Here is a 16,667-nt window from a genome sequence, read left to right on the forward strand (position 1 = left end):
TAGTTAAATCAACCGGTTTTTCGAAATCGATCGAGCCACATGAATCCCGCTTGCCGCCGCTCCGATCGTTCCTCCACCAGGAAAAATATGGTCTCCGCAAAGGTAGAGGTTGTTGAGGCCTGATCGGTGTGAAATAGAGCGGAATAAAGCGTGGGCAACTGTTTGCGGAAAACCGCCGACGTAGCCATTGGGTCTTTTCGTGTAGTTTTCCCACGCCTTTGGTGCCCCGTACTCCATCGATTCAATTGATTCTCGGAAAGAGGGGACGACTTTTTCAACCGCTGTTAACATTTTTTCTGCCAAGGCCGCACGATAATGGTCGTACTGCTCTTTTGTTGCCCAGTGAGCTGGATTCGAATGCGTAGAGATCGTAATCGTTTGATAATTGTCTGGCGCTCGCCTATGATCTCCTAACTCGGAGGCAGACATGAAAAAATGCTCTCCTTCGGCCATATTGCCGTCACTGCTCGTTGAAATTTGCCGAAATAATGGCAGCGGCTCACCCAGCTTTTGCGCATGAACAGTAATATACAGTGTGAGCGTCACCCACGTCGGTTCATTCACATGCTGCTTCAGCGGTTTTTTCAGCTGTTGAACCAGCTTTGGTTCCAATAATTGCGGCAGCTGCTGAATGGCGCTATTTAAAATCACAAAGTCGGCTTCATACGATTGCCCTCGATGATCATATACAATCCATTGATTGCCGGATGCTGTGACCTTTTCCACCGTTCTTCTTTTCTTAATCATGCCCTCGTTCTCTACTATGCTTTCCCCCATCCTGTCAGCTAGCCGATACAAACCGCCCGGAACATAAAAGGCGCCTTCGTGATAAATATCGAGAGCGACTGCTGCCAGCAAATAAGACACGTCCCGGCTCCCGGTCTGCATACTGTCAATGAGCAGCCCATCAAGCATATGTACGAAAGGGCGCAAGGTATGTAGAGAGTGTTTTTTCAACACATCATGCAATGTCCGGTTAAAATTAGGCAACAGCTTCACATGAATAGGGCGGATCGATGCCATTAAGTAGCTCCATTCCCGAATAGTAGTTGGGGGTAAAATCGGCAATCGTTGCATTAACGTCCGTACGATGCCTGCGGTTTCAAAGATTTCTTGATAAAACGCCTCAATCCGTTTCGCTTCTTCTGGAAATAGAGCTTTCATTTGCTCTACATGCCGAACGCGATCCCGATAAAATGTAAAAGTATGAGCAGGGTGAATCATCTCCATCACCACTTCTAACGGTTCAACCGGAAACGGCTTCTGCAAAAAACGAAATACTCGTTCGTGGATGCCGTTTGGCTCAAGCCCCATTCCTAATGTCGCTCCTGCCGGGTATAAAAACGGATGCCTTTGAAATTTACTAGCACAACCTCCAAGTTCAGACGATGCTTCTAATACCGTTACTTGATATCCGACTTTCGCAAGCATTGAAGCAGCCGTTAACCCGGCTATACCTGCTCCTACAACCATGACACGTTTTGACATATCCATTCCTCCCATTCTCATTATGAAGAGGAAAATAAATAAACTCAAATTCTAGCTCTTTCTCCAGTCAGATAGTGATGATTGCTTCTTTCTGTCCTTCCCCGATATAATAAAACTACCATCTATTTGGAAAGGATCAGATGTTATGACCATTACTCGAGCATTATCAATTGCTGGCTCAGCTGCTAGAGGGGGCGCCGGCATTCAAGCAGATATAAAAACATTTCAAGAGCTAGATGTATTTGGAATGAGTGCCATTACTGCGATCGTGGCTAGTCATCCGCGAACTGAGCAAGGAATTTTCCCGCAAACGATTGAAGCGATTGAAGCACAAGTATATACCGCTTTGCACGATATTGGAGCCGATGCGATTAAAACAGGTATGTTATTCACGGAAGAAATTATTGCAAAAACAGCCCAGTGGATTGAAGAAGCCGCTGTGGCTAATATTGTTGTTGATCCAGTAATGATCGGAAAGATGGGGTCTGCCTTACTAAAGGATGATGCGATTCATGCCATGAAAACAAAGCTCTTGCCCCTGGCCACGATCATTACGCCCAATATGCCTGAAGCAGCCAAACTATTAGAAGCTGGTCCACTCACATCGATCGAAGAGCTAAAAGAAGCAGCGCAGGCACTGCACCATCTCGGTCCGAAATATGTTCTTGTCAAAGGCGGCCGCTTAGAAGGACCAGCTATTGATGTCCTATTTGACGGCAAGCAATTCTTCTTATTGGAAGCTCCGCGCATTGATACGATCCACACCAATGGAGCAGGCTGTACATACTCGGCAGCGATCACCGCTGAGCTGGCGAAAGGAAAAAGCGTGCCAGAAGCAGTGGGAAAAGCGAAAAAATTTATTACGGCAGCCATTCGACACTCCATTCGTTTTAAAAGAGGTGTCGGGCCAACAAATCATGCCGCTTATAGCAAATACAATGAAACAGCTTGTAAGGTGACGATAGAATAAAAGGTGATCTCCATGAAAATGCCAAAAATTTCGTTGGCGTTTTCTAGTTTCTATTTGTTTTACAAATTGGTTTCTTCCATAAATAGGTGTGTGAGGTGTAAGCCAATTTGCTTGAGTGAGTGAAGTACTAAGAGGAAGGGGGCTGATCTGTCAGATGAAGAAATGGATCATTACTTTAGCGGCCTTCATGGCGGTGGGTGTATATTTTGCTTGGCCCAAAGTAAATTTAGAAGAACCTGTTATAATGTCCGTTCAATTTGACGAAGTAACTAAAACATTAGCAGTTTCATATATAGTTGATCAAGATGATGATACGTATGTAATGGAAATTGCGCATAACACAAAAGGTTTTTATCCTCTGCGACCCAACATTCATGAGGATGGGATAACTGATTTTACACAAGTATTAGCAGCACAAAATGGCTATGAGCTGCGAGAAGACGTAGTGAAACTGACAGATGACCAGCTTGCCTATTTTCTTTCCCTTGAAGGACGTGTATTACCTGTTCAAATTTCATTTGAAGACTATTCTCCGATTGAAACCATGCTTGTTCTCCTATTGGAAGACGAGGCGGCTGATGCGGCAAAGGATCATCATTTACTTCGCTATACGTATACATCTGCGGAAGATGTAACGATTGACTCAATTGGTCATTATGATAGTGCAGCAACGATTTCCTTCGAGCAAAATCGTGAGGAAGCTGTTTTCCCCTTGACACTTAAACAAGGAGATACAGTAGACATTATTATTCACGAGCCATACAAACTTAGCTTAAAGGATAGGCTGTTACTTGAAATTACAACGACAGAGAATCAGTCATTTTCAAAGAATATCTTAATGACTGAAGCCATTCCCGAAGGATACTTAAAGCAAATTGTGGAGGAATCGAATGGTTATAACGATTCAAGTAGATAAGAATCTATTTTGATCCATCTTTTTCAAAATAGATTCTTTTTATTTATCATCAAATACCGGTTTGTGAGAGGATTTTGATCCTGCTTTATTTTAAAGCTGCAGCTGCAAAATCCTAGTTTACTACTTGATCCATCTTCACTAAATGATGAGATATCCCTTCACAACAGCTGCGATTCTCCTCAATCGCTTGTCTAGAATGAGTCGCATATATAAATAAACTTGCTTCCTTCCTTTCATTCGCGAGGGGATGGTATCGGGATTTGTCTATTGATCAGGCTGTTTATTAATTAACAATCTATCAAGAGAGCCTAGGAAATAGGTTGTTCGGTTTTGATCATTCTTCTGATAAACTCAAGCTATAGGCGAAACTGCAGAAAATAATTAGTTATTTAAGGGATAGGGGAGAATAGAGCGAATGGATGTATGTTTTGATACCTTAAAGCAGCAATGCCAGCAGCAGGGAATGGACCCTCTCGCCATACCGGGATTCAACGATATCTTGTCAGAGGAGGAGCTGAAGCAAAAGTGTCAAGAGCATAAGCGCTTCCTCAAGATTGTTCATCATTCTTTTGAAAGATTTATTTCTTCCATGCAAGGATTTCCGGTGTTAACGGCTACGACCGATCGCGAAGGTTACGTCATGCAAATGCTTGGAGATCAAACGATTAAAGAGACAGTCAATCAGTTAGGCATAAAAGAAGGCGTACACTTTACGGAAGAAAATTACGGAATCAATTGTATTAATTTGGCGTTAAAGTACAATGAGCCTATCGAAGTCATCGGTCTCGACCATTACCATCACTGTCTTCATGCTTCGGCTTGTTATGGCGTATCCATTAAAGATCCGATCAGCGGCCATATGATAGGCGCCATTTCCTTTATGACAACCGTTGATCAAGGCAGCCCTCTCTTACTGACCTTGTTGCTTATGATGAAAGATTCGATCGAAAGGGAGCTGCAGCTGCTGAATCAAAACGAGAAACTGCATATCATCAATCAGCTGATTATGAATACGACGAGAAACGGTATGATTATTTCAAACAAAGAAGGAAACCTGATTGGATTTAACCATGCAGCTGAGCGTTTGACCGGGCAGAAAAGAGAGCAGGTGCTTTTTCAACCGGTGCATATACTGGACCGTTTTGGCGCCTACTTAAACGAGGTGATCGAAAAGAATGAGCAATACACAGATCTGGAGCTATCATTCGCTGAAAAGGATGGACGTGAGCAGACGGTTTTATTTGATGCACTGCCAATTCTCGATGAACAACAAAGATTAATCGGCGCTTTTGCCCAAATAAAGGACATCAGCCGCCGCAAGCAGACGGAAGAACTGTTGGTAAATACAGAAAAGCTTGCGGCTGTAGGCCAAATGGCTGCGAGTGTGGCTCATGAGATCCGGAATCCGCTTACGACGATCCGCGGTTTTATCCAGCTTGCAGAGAAAGGCTTTGAGGAGTCGCACGCTCAGTTAATTCTTGAAGAAATTGACCGGATTAATTTGATTGTCAGTGAATTTTTAGTGTTATCTAAGCCGAATGTTGTCCATTTTCAGAACAAGAATGTAAAGAAGGTATTAGAGGAAACCATTGCTTTGTTCCAAGCGCAAGCCAGTATGAACAATATCGAAGTAATAACAGAAGCAATAACAGACAGCTGCAGGGTTCATTGCAACGAAAATCAATTAAAACAAGTATTTATCAATATTTTTAAGAATAGCGTCGAAGCGATGCCGCTGGGCGGGCAGCTGATCATCCGCATGGAAGAAACACCGGATGCAAAAGTGATGATCCGAATCACAGATACAGGAGAAGGGATGGAGGCTGAGCAAATTCAGAAGCTGGGCACCCCATTTTACACAACAAAGGAAGCGGGCACAGGGCTCGGCTATATGATTATCAAGCATATTATTGAGCAGCATAAGGGGACGCTGAACATCCGAAGCAAAGTAAAAAAAGGAACGACGGTGGAGATGGTTTTGCCGATTAGCAGCATGGAATGACTTCCCATGCTGAGGGAGGAGTGGAGTGTCATGCCGGCTATTCTAGTTGACGCAGATGGCTGTCCGGTTATTGATCAAGCGATCAAAATAGCCCAACTATTCAGCTTGAAGATTACATTGATTTGCGACACTGCCCATCTTATGCAGAGAGAGGGAGCGGAGACAATTACTGTGTCAAAAGGAGCGGATGCAGTCGATTTTGTTTTAGTGAATCGAGTGAAAAAAGGAGATATTGTCGTGACGCAAGATTATGGCTTGGCCGCTATGGTGCTTGCTAAGGCAGCCCATCCTATTGATCAAAACGGCCGCCTGTATACAACGGAGAATATTGATCAGCTTCTCAGCTTTCGCCACGCTGCTAAAAAAGCGCGGCAAGCCGGCGGCAGGTTAAAAGGACCGAAAAAAAGACGCAGGGAAGATGATCGGCAGTTTGAAGAACAGCTGACAAAGCTTATCAAACGGCTGATCGTTCCTGGAAATTAAATCTTTAGACCGCGCTAAAAGCCCCGCCCTTGTTATCTATCTTAACAAGGGCGGGGCTTTATATGTTCTCCTGACAGTTCGGGATAGGGAGGCGGATGCGCCATTTAGTTTCACACTTTCTGGGCTTTTTACATACTTTATAGTTGTAGAGGTGGTGAGGTGTGAAGGATGAAAAAAACAGCTGTTCGTTTTGATCCGTTTAAGGTTGAACAAGAAGAATGGAAGAGGCAGCAAAGAAAAGAAAGGTACAAAAAAGCACTGACGATTTGTTCCCCTATTTTTGTGCTTTTGCTTTGGGAATTCTTATCGCGCACTGCTTTAATTGATCCCCGTTTCTTTCCGCCGCCGTTTGAGATTCTAAAGACATTCCTTGCGATGGGGATGAGCGGAGAACTGTTCAGCCACATTTGGATTTCTCTTTACCGTATTTTTGCGGGGTTCCTGCTTGGCGTGATTCCCGGAGTGATTATTGGGCTGTTAATGGGGCTTTACTCTCCGGTCCGCCACTTTATTTCTCCGCTGGTGATGGCTCTGATGCCTATTCCGACGCTTGCTTTGCTTCCGCTTATTATTATTTTATTCGGGATTGGCGATATGTCCAAAGTTGTAACCATTGCCGGCAGTGTATTTTTTCCGGTCGTGATCAACACGGCAGCCGGCGTGTTAAACATCGATGCGATTTATTTGGATGTCGCCAAAAACTACGGAGCTGGTTCAAAAGAGTATTTTTTTAAAATTGCGTTGCCTGGTTCCCTTCCGGTCATGCTTGAGGGGATTCAGATGGGGCAGGCTATTGCGCTGCTTACCATTGTAGCGGCGGAAATGATGGGAGCCACATCAGGCATCGGCTATTTAATATGGACATCGTATAAAGCCTTTTTATTAAAGGAGATGTTTGTCGGGCTGATTTTAATTTCATTTTTCGGTTATCTCTTTTCGCTGGGACTGCGAATGCTGCAAAAAAAGCTAATTCCTTGGAGGTGATCAAGTGGAAGAGCCGTCTAAAATCGTGATTAAAAATTTGACGAAGGTTTTTTATAAAAAAGAAAGCCGTGTCACAGCTTTGGATCGGATGACCACGACGATTAAGGACGGAGAATTCGTCTGCCTCGTTGGACCAAGCGGCTGCGGAAAAACAACGCTGCTTCGAATTTTGGCCGGCCTTGAGAAGGCAAGCACCGGCTCTTATCAAATTGTGCCGAGCGGTAAGGATCGGCCGCTGCAGTCAATGGTTTTCCAGGAAAAAGGAGTGATTCCCTGGCTGACAGTCAAGGAGAACGTCGCATTTGGTTTGAAAATGAGAAAGCTGCCGAAAAGCATTATTCAAGAACGAACGGACTATTATTTGAAGAAAACAGGGCTGAACGAGTCTGCCTCCCTTTATCCTAAGGAGCTTTCAGGCGGCATGAAGCAGCGTGTGAGCATTGCCCGGGCTTTTGCCAATGACCCCGAGATTTTATTGATGGATGAACCGTTTGCTGCCTTGGATGAGCAAAATAAATTTATTTTGCAGGAGGAGCTGCTGGCGATTTGGACAGAGACAAAGAAGACGGTGTTATTTATTACTCATAGCATTGATGAGGCCCTTTTGCTGGCAGACCGGATTTTGCTGATGAGTGCCCAGCCGGGAAAGATCGCCAGCGAAATTCAAGTTCATTTGCCGCGGCCGCGTACCATGGAGCAAGTGCGGGCGGATCAGGGAGCGGCCGCTGCTTTTATGGAGATACGCAAGCATTTGCAAGATGAGGTGCAAGCATCCAGAGAATAAAGGAGGAAAAGTGATGGGAAAACGAATGCTTTGTTTTTATTCGCTGCTGCTGGCCGCTTTCTTGCTGCTCGCCAGCGGCTGCACACCATCAGGAACAGAGGAGGGGGACTCTGGCGGGAATGCAAATCAAAAGAACCCATCCGGCGATTTAACTCCTCTTAAAAAGAAAACAACTGTCGTTATCGCAGAAGATGGAGCGGCCTCAGGTGCCGGCTTTTACATCGCAAAAGAAAAAGGATATTTTGCAGATTACAATATCGAAGTAAAGTTTGCTCAATTTGCCAATAGCGATGACATGCTGCCGGCTTTGGCTGCTGGAGAAGTGGATATTGCCGGCGGTGTATCAACAGCTTCTTTTTTCAACGCCATTGCCCAAGGGATTGATGTAAAGATTATTGCTGATAAAGGACACAATGTGAAAGGGAAATCGTACTTCTCTTTCGTGATCGGCAAAGATAAACAAGGGGAAATCAAAGAGTACGCGGACTTTAAAGGAAAGCGGATTGCTATTTCAACGAAAGATGGTGTAGATGATTATATATTTGAGCAAATGATTGCACACGGCGGACTGACAAGAGAGGAGGTAAAATTCGTATTAATGCCTGATTTCGGGAGTATGATGGCTGCGGTGAACAATGGCACCGTCGATGCGGCTCTTCAGATCGAGCCTTTTATTACCCAGGGAGAGAAGAAAGGGCTTCACGTGCGCTTTGGCGACACGACTGACTATGCGCCGGAAGCACAGATCGCTATGGTGCTGGCATCGCCGCAATTTGTCAACGAAGAAAAAGAGGTATCCCTGCGGTTCATGACCGCCTATTTAAAGGGAGTACGCGATTACAATGACGCTTTTATGAACGGGAAAAACAAAGCAGAAATTATTCAAATTATGACAAAGCATACTGCTCTGAAAGATGAAAAAATGTGGGAAAACGTTTTTGTGACAGGGTTAAACCCAGACGGACAAATGTACGTTGAGGATATTAAAAAGCAGTACGACATGTATAAGGCCAACGGGGCCATTCGCGGAACGATTGACCTTGACCAAGCGATTGATCCTTCATTAGCTGCAGAAGCCGTGAAAATCATCGGGGGATATGAGACAAATAAATAAAGGAAATGGAGAAGAGCACAGAGGATCCTTCTGTGCTCTTTTGCTATTAATAATAATGTTCGCGCGGGCCTTTATAATCCTGAATTGTATTGCCGCCATCAACAACGAAAAGCTGGCCGGTAATATAAGAAGCCTGTTCTGATGCAAGAAAGGTAATCAAGTGTCCAACTTCATCAGGCTGGCCATTTCGGCCCATCGGTGTATTTTCACCTGCAATTCGTTCATGCTCTGTTTGTGAACCGGTCGCGATCCATCCAGGGGCCACATTATTGACGGTAATATGATGCTTGGCCACCTCAATAGCAATTCCTCGGCTCATCCCAACAATTGCTGCTTTAGCTGCACTATAGCCGGACTCTCCGGGATTGCTGACGAGCGGACCGGTAACAGACGAAACATTGACGATTCTTCCATACTTGTTTTCAATCATTTGTGGAAGAACGGCGCGAGTGACGTAAAAGCATGTAGATAAGTTGCGGGAAATGGAGATGTCCCACTCTGTTGCATCCAGTTCAGCAAAAGGAATAAATTTTTCAGGGGAGCCAATCTGTCCCATTCCGGCATTGTTGATGAGAATATCAATTTTTCCGTAATCCTTCAATACACTTTGCACAAGCTTGTGCACTTGTTTCTCATCCATTAAGTCTGCGGTGTAGCCGGTTGCTTCTATCCCTTGGTCTTTTAGTTCCTTTTCCCGTTCGTAAATCCGTTCGGTTGTGGAGGTAATCGCTATTTTTCCGCCGAGTCCGCCAATAATCTCGGCTGCAGCGAAGCCGATGCCTGAGTCGCTTCCTGCTCCTGTGATCAAACAGACTTTTCCATTGAAATCTGTATGTGCTTTCATTCTATAAACCCCTTTATGTATAGAAAGTATTCAGAACTATTTAAATAGTATAACAGAATGACTGTTAAATGCACGAATAAATAGGCGTACAGGAGAACCGAAGGCGTTTTTGACTAGGCCGTTCCTGTTTATCGGGAGGACTTAATCACATGTTTATTCTTTGTTTATAGGTCTATGAGATTAGTATTGCAGGAAAAATCAGCTGGATATAGGCAAATATACTAATAACAGCCTATTTTGAAAACGCTTACTTTCCTATATGATTATCAATAACTTACATAGTTGTGTCAGCACGAGCGAATCATAAAAACAAGAAAGCGGGGGAATAAGATGGGGAAGTGGAGAAAAGCGGTTTTATCGGGTGTGATGGCAGCAAGTGTGCTGGCGGTGCCGCTCTCAGTTTATGAAGCGCCTATCGCGGCTAAGGCGGCAACGCAGGCATTGGACAACAAGGTTGTTCAAAAAATTGATGCCGAGAAAATTTATCAGCATGTTTCGGCTTTGTCTGTCGGCATTGGGGAGCGCGTGACAGGCAGCGAAGCGGAAAGAAAAGCGGTTGACTATATCGCTGCCCAATATCGTTCCTACGGATTGGACGTGAACATCCAGCCGTTTACGTTTCAAACTTACGAGGAAGCAAAAGAAATTTCGATTCAAATTGCCGGGCATTCAGGAAAAGGTTTAGAACCAAGTGTGTTCAAGTATTCTCCCAATACTCCAGCTGAGGGAGCAACCGGAGAAATCATGGATGCCGGATTGGGACGGGCGTCTGATTTTGCCGGCAAGGACGCAGCTGGAAAAATTGCGCTGATCGAGCGGGGAGGCATCACATTTGCTGAAAAAGCAGCGAATGCAGCGGCAGCAGGGGCAAAGGCTGTACTTATTTATAATAATACAACTGGCCCTTTAAAAAGCAGCCTCCCTTCTTCCGGAAATTATGTAGCAACACTTGGCTTAACAAAGACCGAAGGAGAAGCACTGAAAGCCTTAATAGAGAAGGAGCAGACGGTGACAGCAACGGTAAAAGTGCTGGGCGGCGGCATGGTTACAAAAACGTCCCATAACGTAGTGGCTGTGAAAAAAGCTCATAAAAATCACGATACCGGACAAATTCTTTACGTTGGTTCCCATCATGACTCTGTACCAGGCTCTCCTGGTGCGAGCGATAACGCATCCGGCGTGGCGGTAAATCTGGAAATTGCCCGTGTATTGAGCAGCCAGCAAACAGATACGGAAGTGCGCTTTCTGACGTTCGGCGCGGAGGAAATCGGCTTGCTTGGCTCCTATCACTACGTCTCTACGTTAACAAAAGAGGAGATTGACCGGTCGATTGGCATGTTCAATTTTGATATGGTCGGCAGCAAAAATGCAGGGGATATGATTATGTTTACAGTAGATGGCGAGAGAAACGTCGTTACCAATACAGGGGCATCAGCAAGCAGCCGCGTGTTTAAGCCGCTTACCTATGGAAAGGTTGGACGGAGCGATCATCAGCCGTTTCATGAAGGCGGTATTGCTGCCGCTGTTTTCTCTTATGCACCGCTAGAGCCGGAATATCATCAGCCGACAGATACAATCGATAAAATCAGCAAAGAAAAAATGGAGAATATGGCGAAAGTAGTCGGTGCCGGCGTTTATCAAATTGCCCGCAAAGACACGCCTGCTCTAGAGCGTGCTCAAGTAGCTCCGAAACCGGCGGAGCCTCCTTTTGAAGAACGTCCGCTTTAAGCATACGAGCATACTGAGGGTGGTTGGAGAGCTTGCTTTCCAGCTGCTCTCTTTATTTTTGCTTAAAAACGGTCCTTGGTCCATGCCAATCAGCAGATTATTGGTGCGATAGCAGATCTGTGCTTATTTGTATACAAATTTGTTCTTTAACCGACACTGGTATTTGACGAAGAAGAAAAGGAATCTTTGCGAGGAGGCCATTTAGATGCCCATTATTTCTGTTATCGGATATGGAGAGTTCGAGGTAGAGAAAGGCCGAAAATTAGTTTTAGCGTTGGAAGATAATGGTGTAGATATTCTCCATCAATGCGGAGGAAAAGCAAGGTGCACAACTTGCCGGGTAGAAGTATTGGACGGTGAATACTATGAAGCGACTCTTGCAGAAAAAAATGCTTTTTCGGAAAAGGGGATTGAAGATCTTTTGCGGTTATCCTGCCAGGTTTATGTAAATGGTGACGTGACGGTGCGCCCGATTTTAACAAAAGAAAATTCCGGAATGAAAATAGGTCCGCGGCCAGCTGAATAACACTCTGTCATGATCCGCCTTTCAATCTTCAGACATCGCCCGATAGATTTAAAAAGCGCCCAAGAAAATCTGTGATTTAAGCATATGATTAATTGAAACTTAAATTTTTAAAAAGATGGAGGCGCTTTTATGAACCTAGAAACTCAAATGTTGCCGGAAGGGCATCTGTACGATATGAGAGCAGAGGAAGAACAGGCAATAACTGAAGATAGCAGGATTAGACCATTTGGTGGTTTTGGCCGTCCGTTTGGCTTTGGTCGTCCCTTTGGGTTCGGCAGACCGTTCGGCTTTGGCCGTCCGTTTGGTTTTGGCAGACCGTTTGGTTTTGGGAGACCATTTGGCTTTGGCCGCCCATTCTATGGCTTCGGATATCCTTATTATGGTTTTGGCAGCCCGTTCATCGGAGGGCTTGCCGGCGGATTGTTAGGCAGCGCGTTATTTGCTCCGTATTATGGCTATGGCTACGGCTATCCGTATGGTTACGGCTATCCGTACGGATACGGATATGGATACTGATAGTTACGGCTATCCGTACGGATACTATTGCTAAGAAATAGAGAGACGTTCGGCAGCTTAGCTCTTTTAATCAGAGAGACAAAGCTGCCGGATTTTTATTGGATTGCAGGGACAAGCTTATCGCCCTAAATAAAAAGAGAAGCAGAAAGGTTGTTATTTACTGATTATTCGGTTAATTTTAGATAAAGAGAAGCAGCTATAAGGGGAGTGAACGAAATGAAAGCTATTGTGTTACGAAAAACAGGCGGACCCGAACAGCTCTCATACGAAGAGGTGAATACTCCAGTACCTGGGAAGAATGAAGTGCTCGTGCGGCTGAAATATGCCGCGCTTAATCGAAGAGATGTGTGGATTACTTATGGAAAGTATCCGGGCATGACACTGCCTTCTATCCTTGGGGCTGATGGAGCGGGAGAAGTGTCCGCTGTGGGAGAAGGCGTGAAAGCTATGGACATTGGAACAGAAGTCTTGATTAATCCCTCTTTAAATTGGGGAGTGGAAGAGGCTTTTAATGGACCAAGCTATTCCATTCTTGGAATGCCTTCAAATGGCACGTATGCCCAATACATCGTTGTGCCTGCTGAAAACGTTTATGTAAAGCCGCCTTATCTTTCTTTAGAGGAAGCAGCCGCCCTTCCTTTATCTGCCTTAACTGCTTACCGGGCATTGATCACAAGGGGCAATGTGAAGAAAGGAGAAAATGTGCTGATTCCAGGGATTGGCAGCGGAGTGGCGCTGTTTGCCTTGCAAATCGCGGTTGCCGCCGGGGCTCGTGTATTTGTTACTTCAAGTAGTGAAGAAAAGCTTGAAAGAGCGAAAAAACTCGGCGCAGCCGGCGGCACAAATTATCGTTCAGATACTTACATCAAGGAGTTGAAATCTCAAATGGGAGGAGCAGACCTTGCGATTGATGGCGTAGGCGGCCAAACGTTTAATGACCTGATTCAATTGGCGAAGCCGGGCGGAAGGATCGTCAGTTTTGGAGCAACCGCTGGGCCTGTGCCTGACTTTGTGCTTCCGCGGCTCTTTTTCAAGCATTTGAATGTAATGGGAACAACCATGGGAAGTCCCCGGGATTTTGAACAGATGCTTCAATTCTTTGAACAGCATCGCATCCGGCCGGTCGTTGATCGGGTTTTTTCATTAGAAGAGGCGGTCCAGGCGCAAGTATATATGGAAAAAGGCCGTCAATTTGGAAAGATTGTATTAGAAATACCAGATAGCGGCGCATGAATCAGTTAAATGATCATTGGGTTTTGCTCCTTATATTATTTTGCGATACACTGAATGAAGATAAATCGCTGGACTATAGAGGAGGAGACGAAGGAAGTTGGAGAAAAGAATCCCGATTACGGTTGCTGAAGCTGTCAAAAAGGTGATGGAGGCAGCAGGAGCCGGAACAAAAGAAACAATACATATCGATCAGGCGTATGGGCGAAGGCTGGCAGAGGATGTGGTGGCTAAACATCCTGTCCCTCCCTTTAACCGTTCTCCGTATGATGGGTTTGCCATTAGAGCCAGGGACTCTGAAACAGCTTCAAGAGATCATCCCCTGACATTCCGGGTCATTGGGGAGATTGGTGCCGGAGAGGTCTTTTCAGGGGAAGTGAAGGAGCGGGAAGCGGTAAGAATCATGACAGGTGCGCAAGTTCCCGAGTCTTGTGATGCGGTGGTGATGTTTGAATTGACGGCTGAGCATTCAGATGGACCTGCCCAGTATATTACGATTAAGCGTCCGTTTATGCCTGGAGATCACATTTCTTTTGCCGGTGAGGATACACCGGAAGGCAAAGTGCTCGTTTCAAAAGGCGAGTATATTAACCCTGGGGTCATGGCGCTTTTGGCCACGTTCGGCTACAGTACGGTGGAGGTGGCTGAAAAACCGGTTATTGGCGTGTTTGCCACAGGATCAGAGCTGCTTGATGTGCATGAAGAATTACAGCCTGGGAAAATTCGCAACAGCAATGCCCATATGATTCTTGCGCAAATTGAAAGAGCAGGTGCTGCTCCACTTTATTTCGGCAAGCTCCCTGATCAATTTGACCTTTGCCTGTCTGCTATTCAGGAAGCCTTGCAAAAAGTAGATTTGCTTATTACAACAGGCGGCGTCTCGGTAGGCGACTTTGATTTGCTTCCGGATATCTATAAAGAGATCGGTGCTGAAGTATTATTTAATAAAGTAGCGATGCGTCCGGGAAGCGTGACGACCGTTGCTGAGACGAATAACAAGGTATTGTTCGGCTTGTCAGGAAACCCGTCTGCTTGTTACGTCGGCTTTGAGCTATTTGTCCGTCCTGTTATATTGCACCAATCATTTTCCGAAAAGCCTCATCTGAAAAAAGTGAAGGCGGAGCTCGCAGGAGACTTTTTAAAGCCCAATCCGTTTACGCGCTTTATTAGAAGCTCTCTCCGGATAGAGGATGGTGTGTTGCAGGCTGATCCAAGCGGATTCAATAAATCCAATGCTGTGGCGGTTCTTGCTTATACAGATGCGTTAACCATGTTGCCCGGCGGAACGAGAGGCTTCCAAAAAGGGGATCAGGTGGATGTCCTGCTGCTCGATTCGCCTGAGGGCAGTGAATGGCCTTGGGAGTGAAAAAACCCGTTCTTCAAATTGTCGGTTTCCAAAACAGCGGAAAGACTACGTTAATGACAAAGCTGATCAAAAAGACTGGCGAGCACGGCTGGACTGCTGCTGCCTTGAAACATCATGGTCACGGCGGACTGCCCTTACTCTTAGAGGGTCAAAAAGACAGCGGAAAATACCGGCAGGCGGGCGCGCTTGCAACGGGTGTAGAAGGCGGAGGCAGGCTTCAGATTACTGTTGCCAAGGATAATTGGAAGCTGGAGGAAATCGTTGAACTATATGGGCACTTTCCTGTTGACCTGCTGCTCGTTGAAGGGTATAAGCAGGCTCAGTATCCGAAAATCGTGTTAATTAAAGGAGAACAAGAACTTGACTTGCTTGATGAGCTGACACATATCCAAGCAGTCATCAGCTGGGAACCCCTCTCGATAAAGCCGTCCGCCTTCCCTGTTTTTTTGCTTTCCGAAGAAGCAGCCTATCTTCAGTGGTTCGTTTATTATATGAAGCGCTGTTTGCTGACTGACTGAGAAAGAAGAGGCTAATGCGGGCTTATCCGTATGGTATGATAATAGACATCTAGATAGAAGGCGCGGAATAAAAAAGCGCAGAAGGTGGCTATGCAGTCCTCATCATCAAGGGCAGGGTGTTCTGTTTGTTTTTAAACTTAAAACGATTAGTCCCGCGCCAGAAAGGAAGAGAGAAATGCAAGGACGCTATTCAAGACAGGAGCTTTTCTCGCCTGTCGGCAAAAAGGGGCAAAAAAAATTGCAGGAAAAACATGTGCTCCTTATTGGCGCAGGAGCCTTGGGTACCGGAAATGCTGAAGCATTGGTCCGCGCAGGAGTTGGACGTTTAACGATTATTGATCGCGACTATGTAGAAGAAAGCAACTTGCAGCGTCAACAGCTGTACAGCGAGGAGGATGCCAGGCTGGCTATCCCAAAAGCGGTCGCTGCGAAGCGAAGGCTGACAGCGATTAACTCGGCGGTTCGCATCCATGCCGAAGTGATAGATGCTTCTTATGCAGAATTACTGGAGTGGGCAAAAGAGGCAGACTTAATTATTGATGCGACTGATAACTATGAAACAAGGCTGATGATCAATGACGTTGCCCACCAATTGGGAGTTCCGTGGATTTACGGGGCTTGCACCGGCAGCCATGGAATGGTTTTCGTCGTTCTTCCCGGACAAACTCCATGTCTTCGCTGTTTATGGGAAAAAGGGGCTGTTGGCAGCGGACATACATGCGACACAGCAGGTATTATTAGTCCTGCAGCCACTCATGTTATTTCTTACCAGGTCACCGAAGCAATGAAAATATTAGTAGAAGACTGGCAGGCGTTAAACGGCAGGCTCATTATGTTTGACCTTTGGAAAAATATGCATAAAGAAATCAATGTCGGCAAAGTGAAGAGAAGCACATGCCCAACATGCGGCGAATCGCCTGTTTACCCGCACTTATCCAGTGAGAATTTAACCAAAACAGCGGTGCTGTGCGGAAGGGACACTGTGCAAATTCGCCCTGCCAAACCGGGGGAAGTCAATCTTCCTGCGCTGGAGCAAACGTTTGCCCGGCAAGGTTACTCCGTCAAACGCAACCCTTATATGGTAACGATTCACTTCTCCCCTCATCGGCTAGTCGTGTTTTATGACGGCCGGGTACTTGTCCACGGAACAAACGACGAGGCAGAGGCAAAGAAATACTACGCCAGATTATTTGGCTAA

Annotated in this window: 16 protein-coding genes; 14 read left to right on the forward strand and 2 right to left on the reverse strand. The window is 45.6% G+C overall.

Annotation, left to right across the window (positions count from 1 at the left end; all coding sequences use genetic code 11):
• Positions 1-3: 3 nt before the first annotated feature.
• Positions 4-1,509: a phytoene desaturase family protein gene (locus BBA02S_RS01580; RefSeq protein WP_306305157.1), complete on the reverse strand. Its 1,506-nt coding sequence runs from the start codon at positions 1,507-1,509 to the stop codon at positions 4-6.
• 124 nt (positions 1,510-1,633) lie between these two features.
• Between BBA02S_RS01580 and thiD the strand changes: the two genes are divergently transcribed.
• The 7 genes from thiD (at position 1,634) to BBA02S_RS01615 (ending at position 8,741) form a co-directional block, all read left to right on the forward strand.
• Positions 1,634-2,458 (forward strand): bifunctional hydroxymethylpyrimidine kinase/phosphomethylpyrimidine kinase, encoded by an 825-nt coding sequence (thiD, locus tag BBA02S_RS01585; RefSeq protein WP_041096096.1) that lies wholly within the window; start codon positions 1,634-1,636, stop codon positions 2,456-2,458.
• 154 nt (positions 2,459-2,612) lie between these two features.
• The gene (locus BBA02S_RS01590) at positions 2,613-3,374 is read left to right on the forward strand and encodes a hypothetical protein (RefSeq protein WP_041096095.1); all 762 of its coding nucleotides are present in this window, start codon (positions 2,613-2,615) and stop codon (positions 3,372-3,374) included.
• 415 nt (positions 3,375-3,789) lie between these two features.
• Entirely contained in the window at positions 3,790-5,376 is a 1,587-nt protein-coding gene (locus BBA02S_RS01595) for an ATP-binding protein (RefSeq protein WP_052475067.1), read from the forward strand.
• Between the two features lie 30 nt (positions 5,377-5,406).
• Positions 5,407-5,859 (forward strand): YaiI/YqxD family protein, encoded by a 453-nt coding sequence (locus BBA02S_RS01600; protein WP_041096094.1) that lies wholly within the window; start codon positions 5,407-5,409, stop codon positions 5,857-5,859.
• Between the two features lie 168 nt (positions 5,860-6,027).
• A complete protein-coding gene (locus BBA02S_RS01605; RefSeq protein WP_041096093.1) occupies positions 6,028-6,843 on the forward strand; it encodes an ABC transporter permease in 816 nt (271 codons plus the stop codon).
• Positions 6,844-6,847: 4 nt separating this feature from the next.
• A complete protein-coding gene (locus BBA02S_RS01610; RefSeq protein ID WP_041096092.1) occupies positions 6,848-7,627 on the forward strand; it encodes an ABC transporter ATP-binding protein in 780 nt (259 codons plus the stop codon).
• Between the two features lie 13 nt (positions 7,628-7,640).
• Positions 7,641-8,741, forward strand: a complete 1,101-nt coding sequence (locus BBA02S_RS01615; RefSeq protein ID WP_041096091.1) for an ABC transporter substrate-binding protein — start codon at positions 7,641-7,643, stop codon at positions 8,739-8,741.
• Positions 8,742-8,787: 46 nt separating this feature from the next.
• Here BBA02S_RS01615 and BBA02S_RS01620 read toward each other — a convergent pair whose 3' ends face one another.
• Positions 8,788-9,585 (reverse strand): SDR family NAD(P)-dependent oxidoreductase, encoded by a 798-nt coding sequence (locus BBA02S_RS01620; protein ID WP_041096090.1) that lies wholly within the window; start codon positions 9,583-9,585, stop codon positions 8,788-8,790.
• A gap of 330 nt (positions 9,586-9,915) precedes the next feature.
• Between BBA02S_RS01620 and BBA02S_RS01625 the strand changes: the two genes are divergently transcribed.
• From BBA02S_RS01625 to BBA02S_RS01655, 7 genes are all read left to right on the forward strand, one after another.
• Positions 9,916-11,313, forward strand: coding sequence for a M20/M25/M40 family metallo-hydrolase (locus tag BBA02S_RS01625; protein WP_041096089.1), 1,398 nt, complete (start codon positions 9,916-9,918; stop codon positions 11,311-11,313).
• Between the two features lie 205 nt (positions 11,314-11,518).
• Positions 11,519-11,839: a 2Fe-2S iron-sulfur cluster-binding protein gene (locus tag BBA02S_RS01630; protein WP_041096088.1), complete on the forward strand. Its 321-nt coding sequence runs from the start codon at positions 11,519-11,521 to the stop codon at positions 11,837-11,839.
• Between the two features lie 129 nt (positions 11,840-11,968).
• Positions 11,969-12,355, forward strand: a complete 387-nt coding sequence (locus tag BBA02S_RS01635; protein WP_370670936.1) for a hypothetical protein — start codon at positions 11,969-11,971, stop codon at positions 12,353-12,355.
• Positions 12,356-12,571: 216 nt separating this feature from the next.
• Positions 12,572-13,588 (forward strand): zinc-binding dehydrogenase, encoded by a 1,017-nt coding sequence (locus BBA02S_RS01640; protein ID WP_041113628.1) that lies wholly within the window; start codon positions 12,572-12,574, stop codon positions 13,586-13,588.
• Between the two features lie 97 nt (positions 13,589-13,685).
• Positions 13,686-14,951, forward strand: coding sequence for a molybdopterin molybdotransferase MoeA (locus BBA02S_RS01645; RefSeq protein ID WP_041096086.1), 1,266 nt, complete (start codon positions 13,686-13,688; stop codon positions 14,949-14,951).
• Positions 14,936-15,469, forward strand: coding sequence for a molybdopterin-guanine dinucleotide biosynthesis protein B (gene mobB, locus BBA02S_RS01650; RefSeq protein WP_041096085.1), 534 nt, complete (start codon positions 14,936-14,938; stop codon positions 15,467-15,469). Before BBA02S_RS01645 ends, mobB begins: the two co-directional genes overlap by 16 nt.
• A 175-nt stretch (positions 15,470-15,644) precedes the next feature.
• On the forward strand, positions 15,645-16,667 hold the full coding sequence (locus BBA02S_RS01655) for a ThiF family adenylyltransferase (RefSeq protein ID WP_041113627.1): 1,023 nt from the start codon (positions 15,645-15,647) through the stop codon (positions 16,665-16,667).

This window comes from Bacillus badius NBRC 15713, from assembly GCF_001591605.1.
GTDB classification, from domain to species: Bacteria; Bacillota; Bacilli; order Bacillales; family Domibacillaceae; genus Pseudobacillus; species Pseudobacillus badius.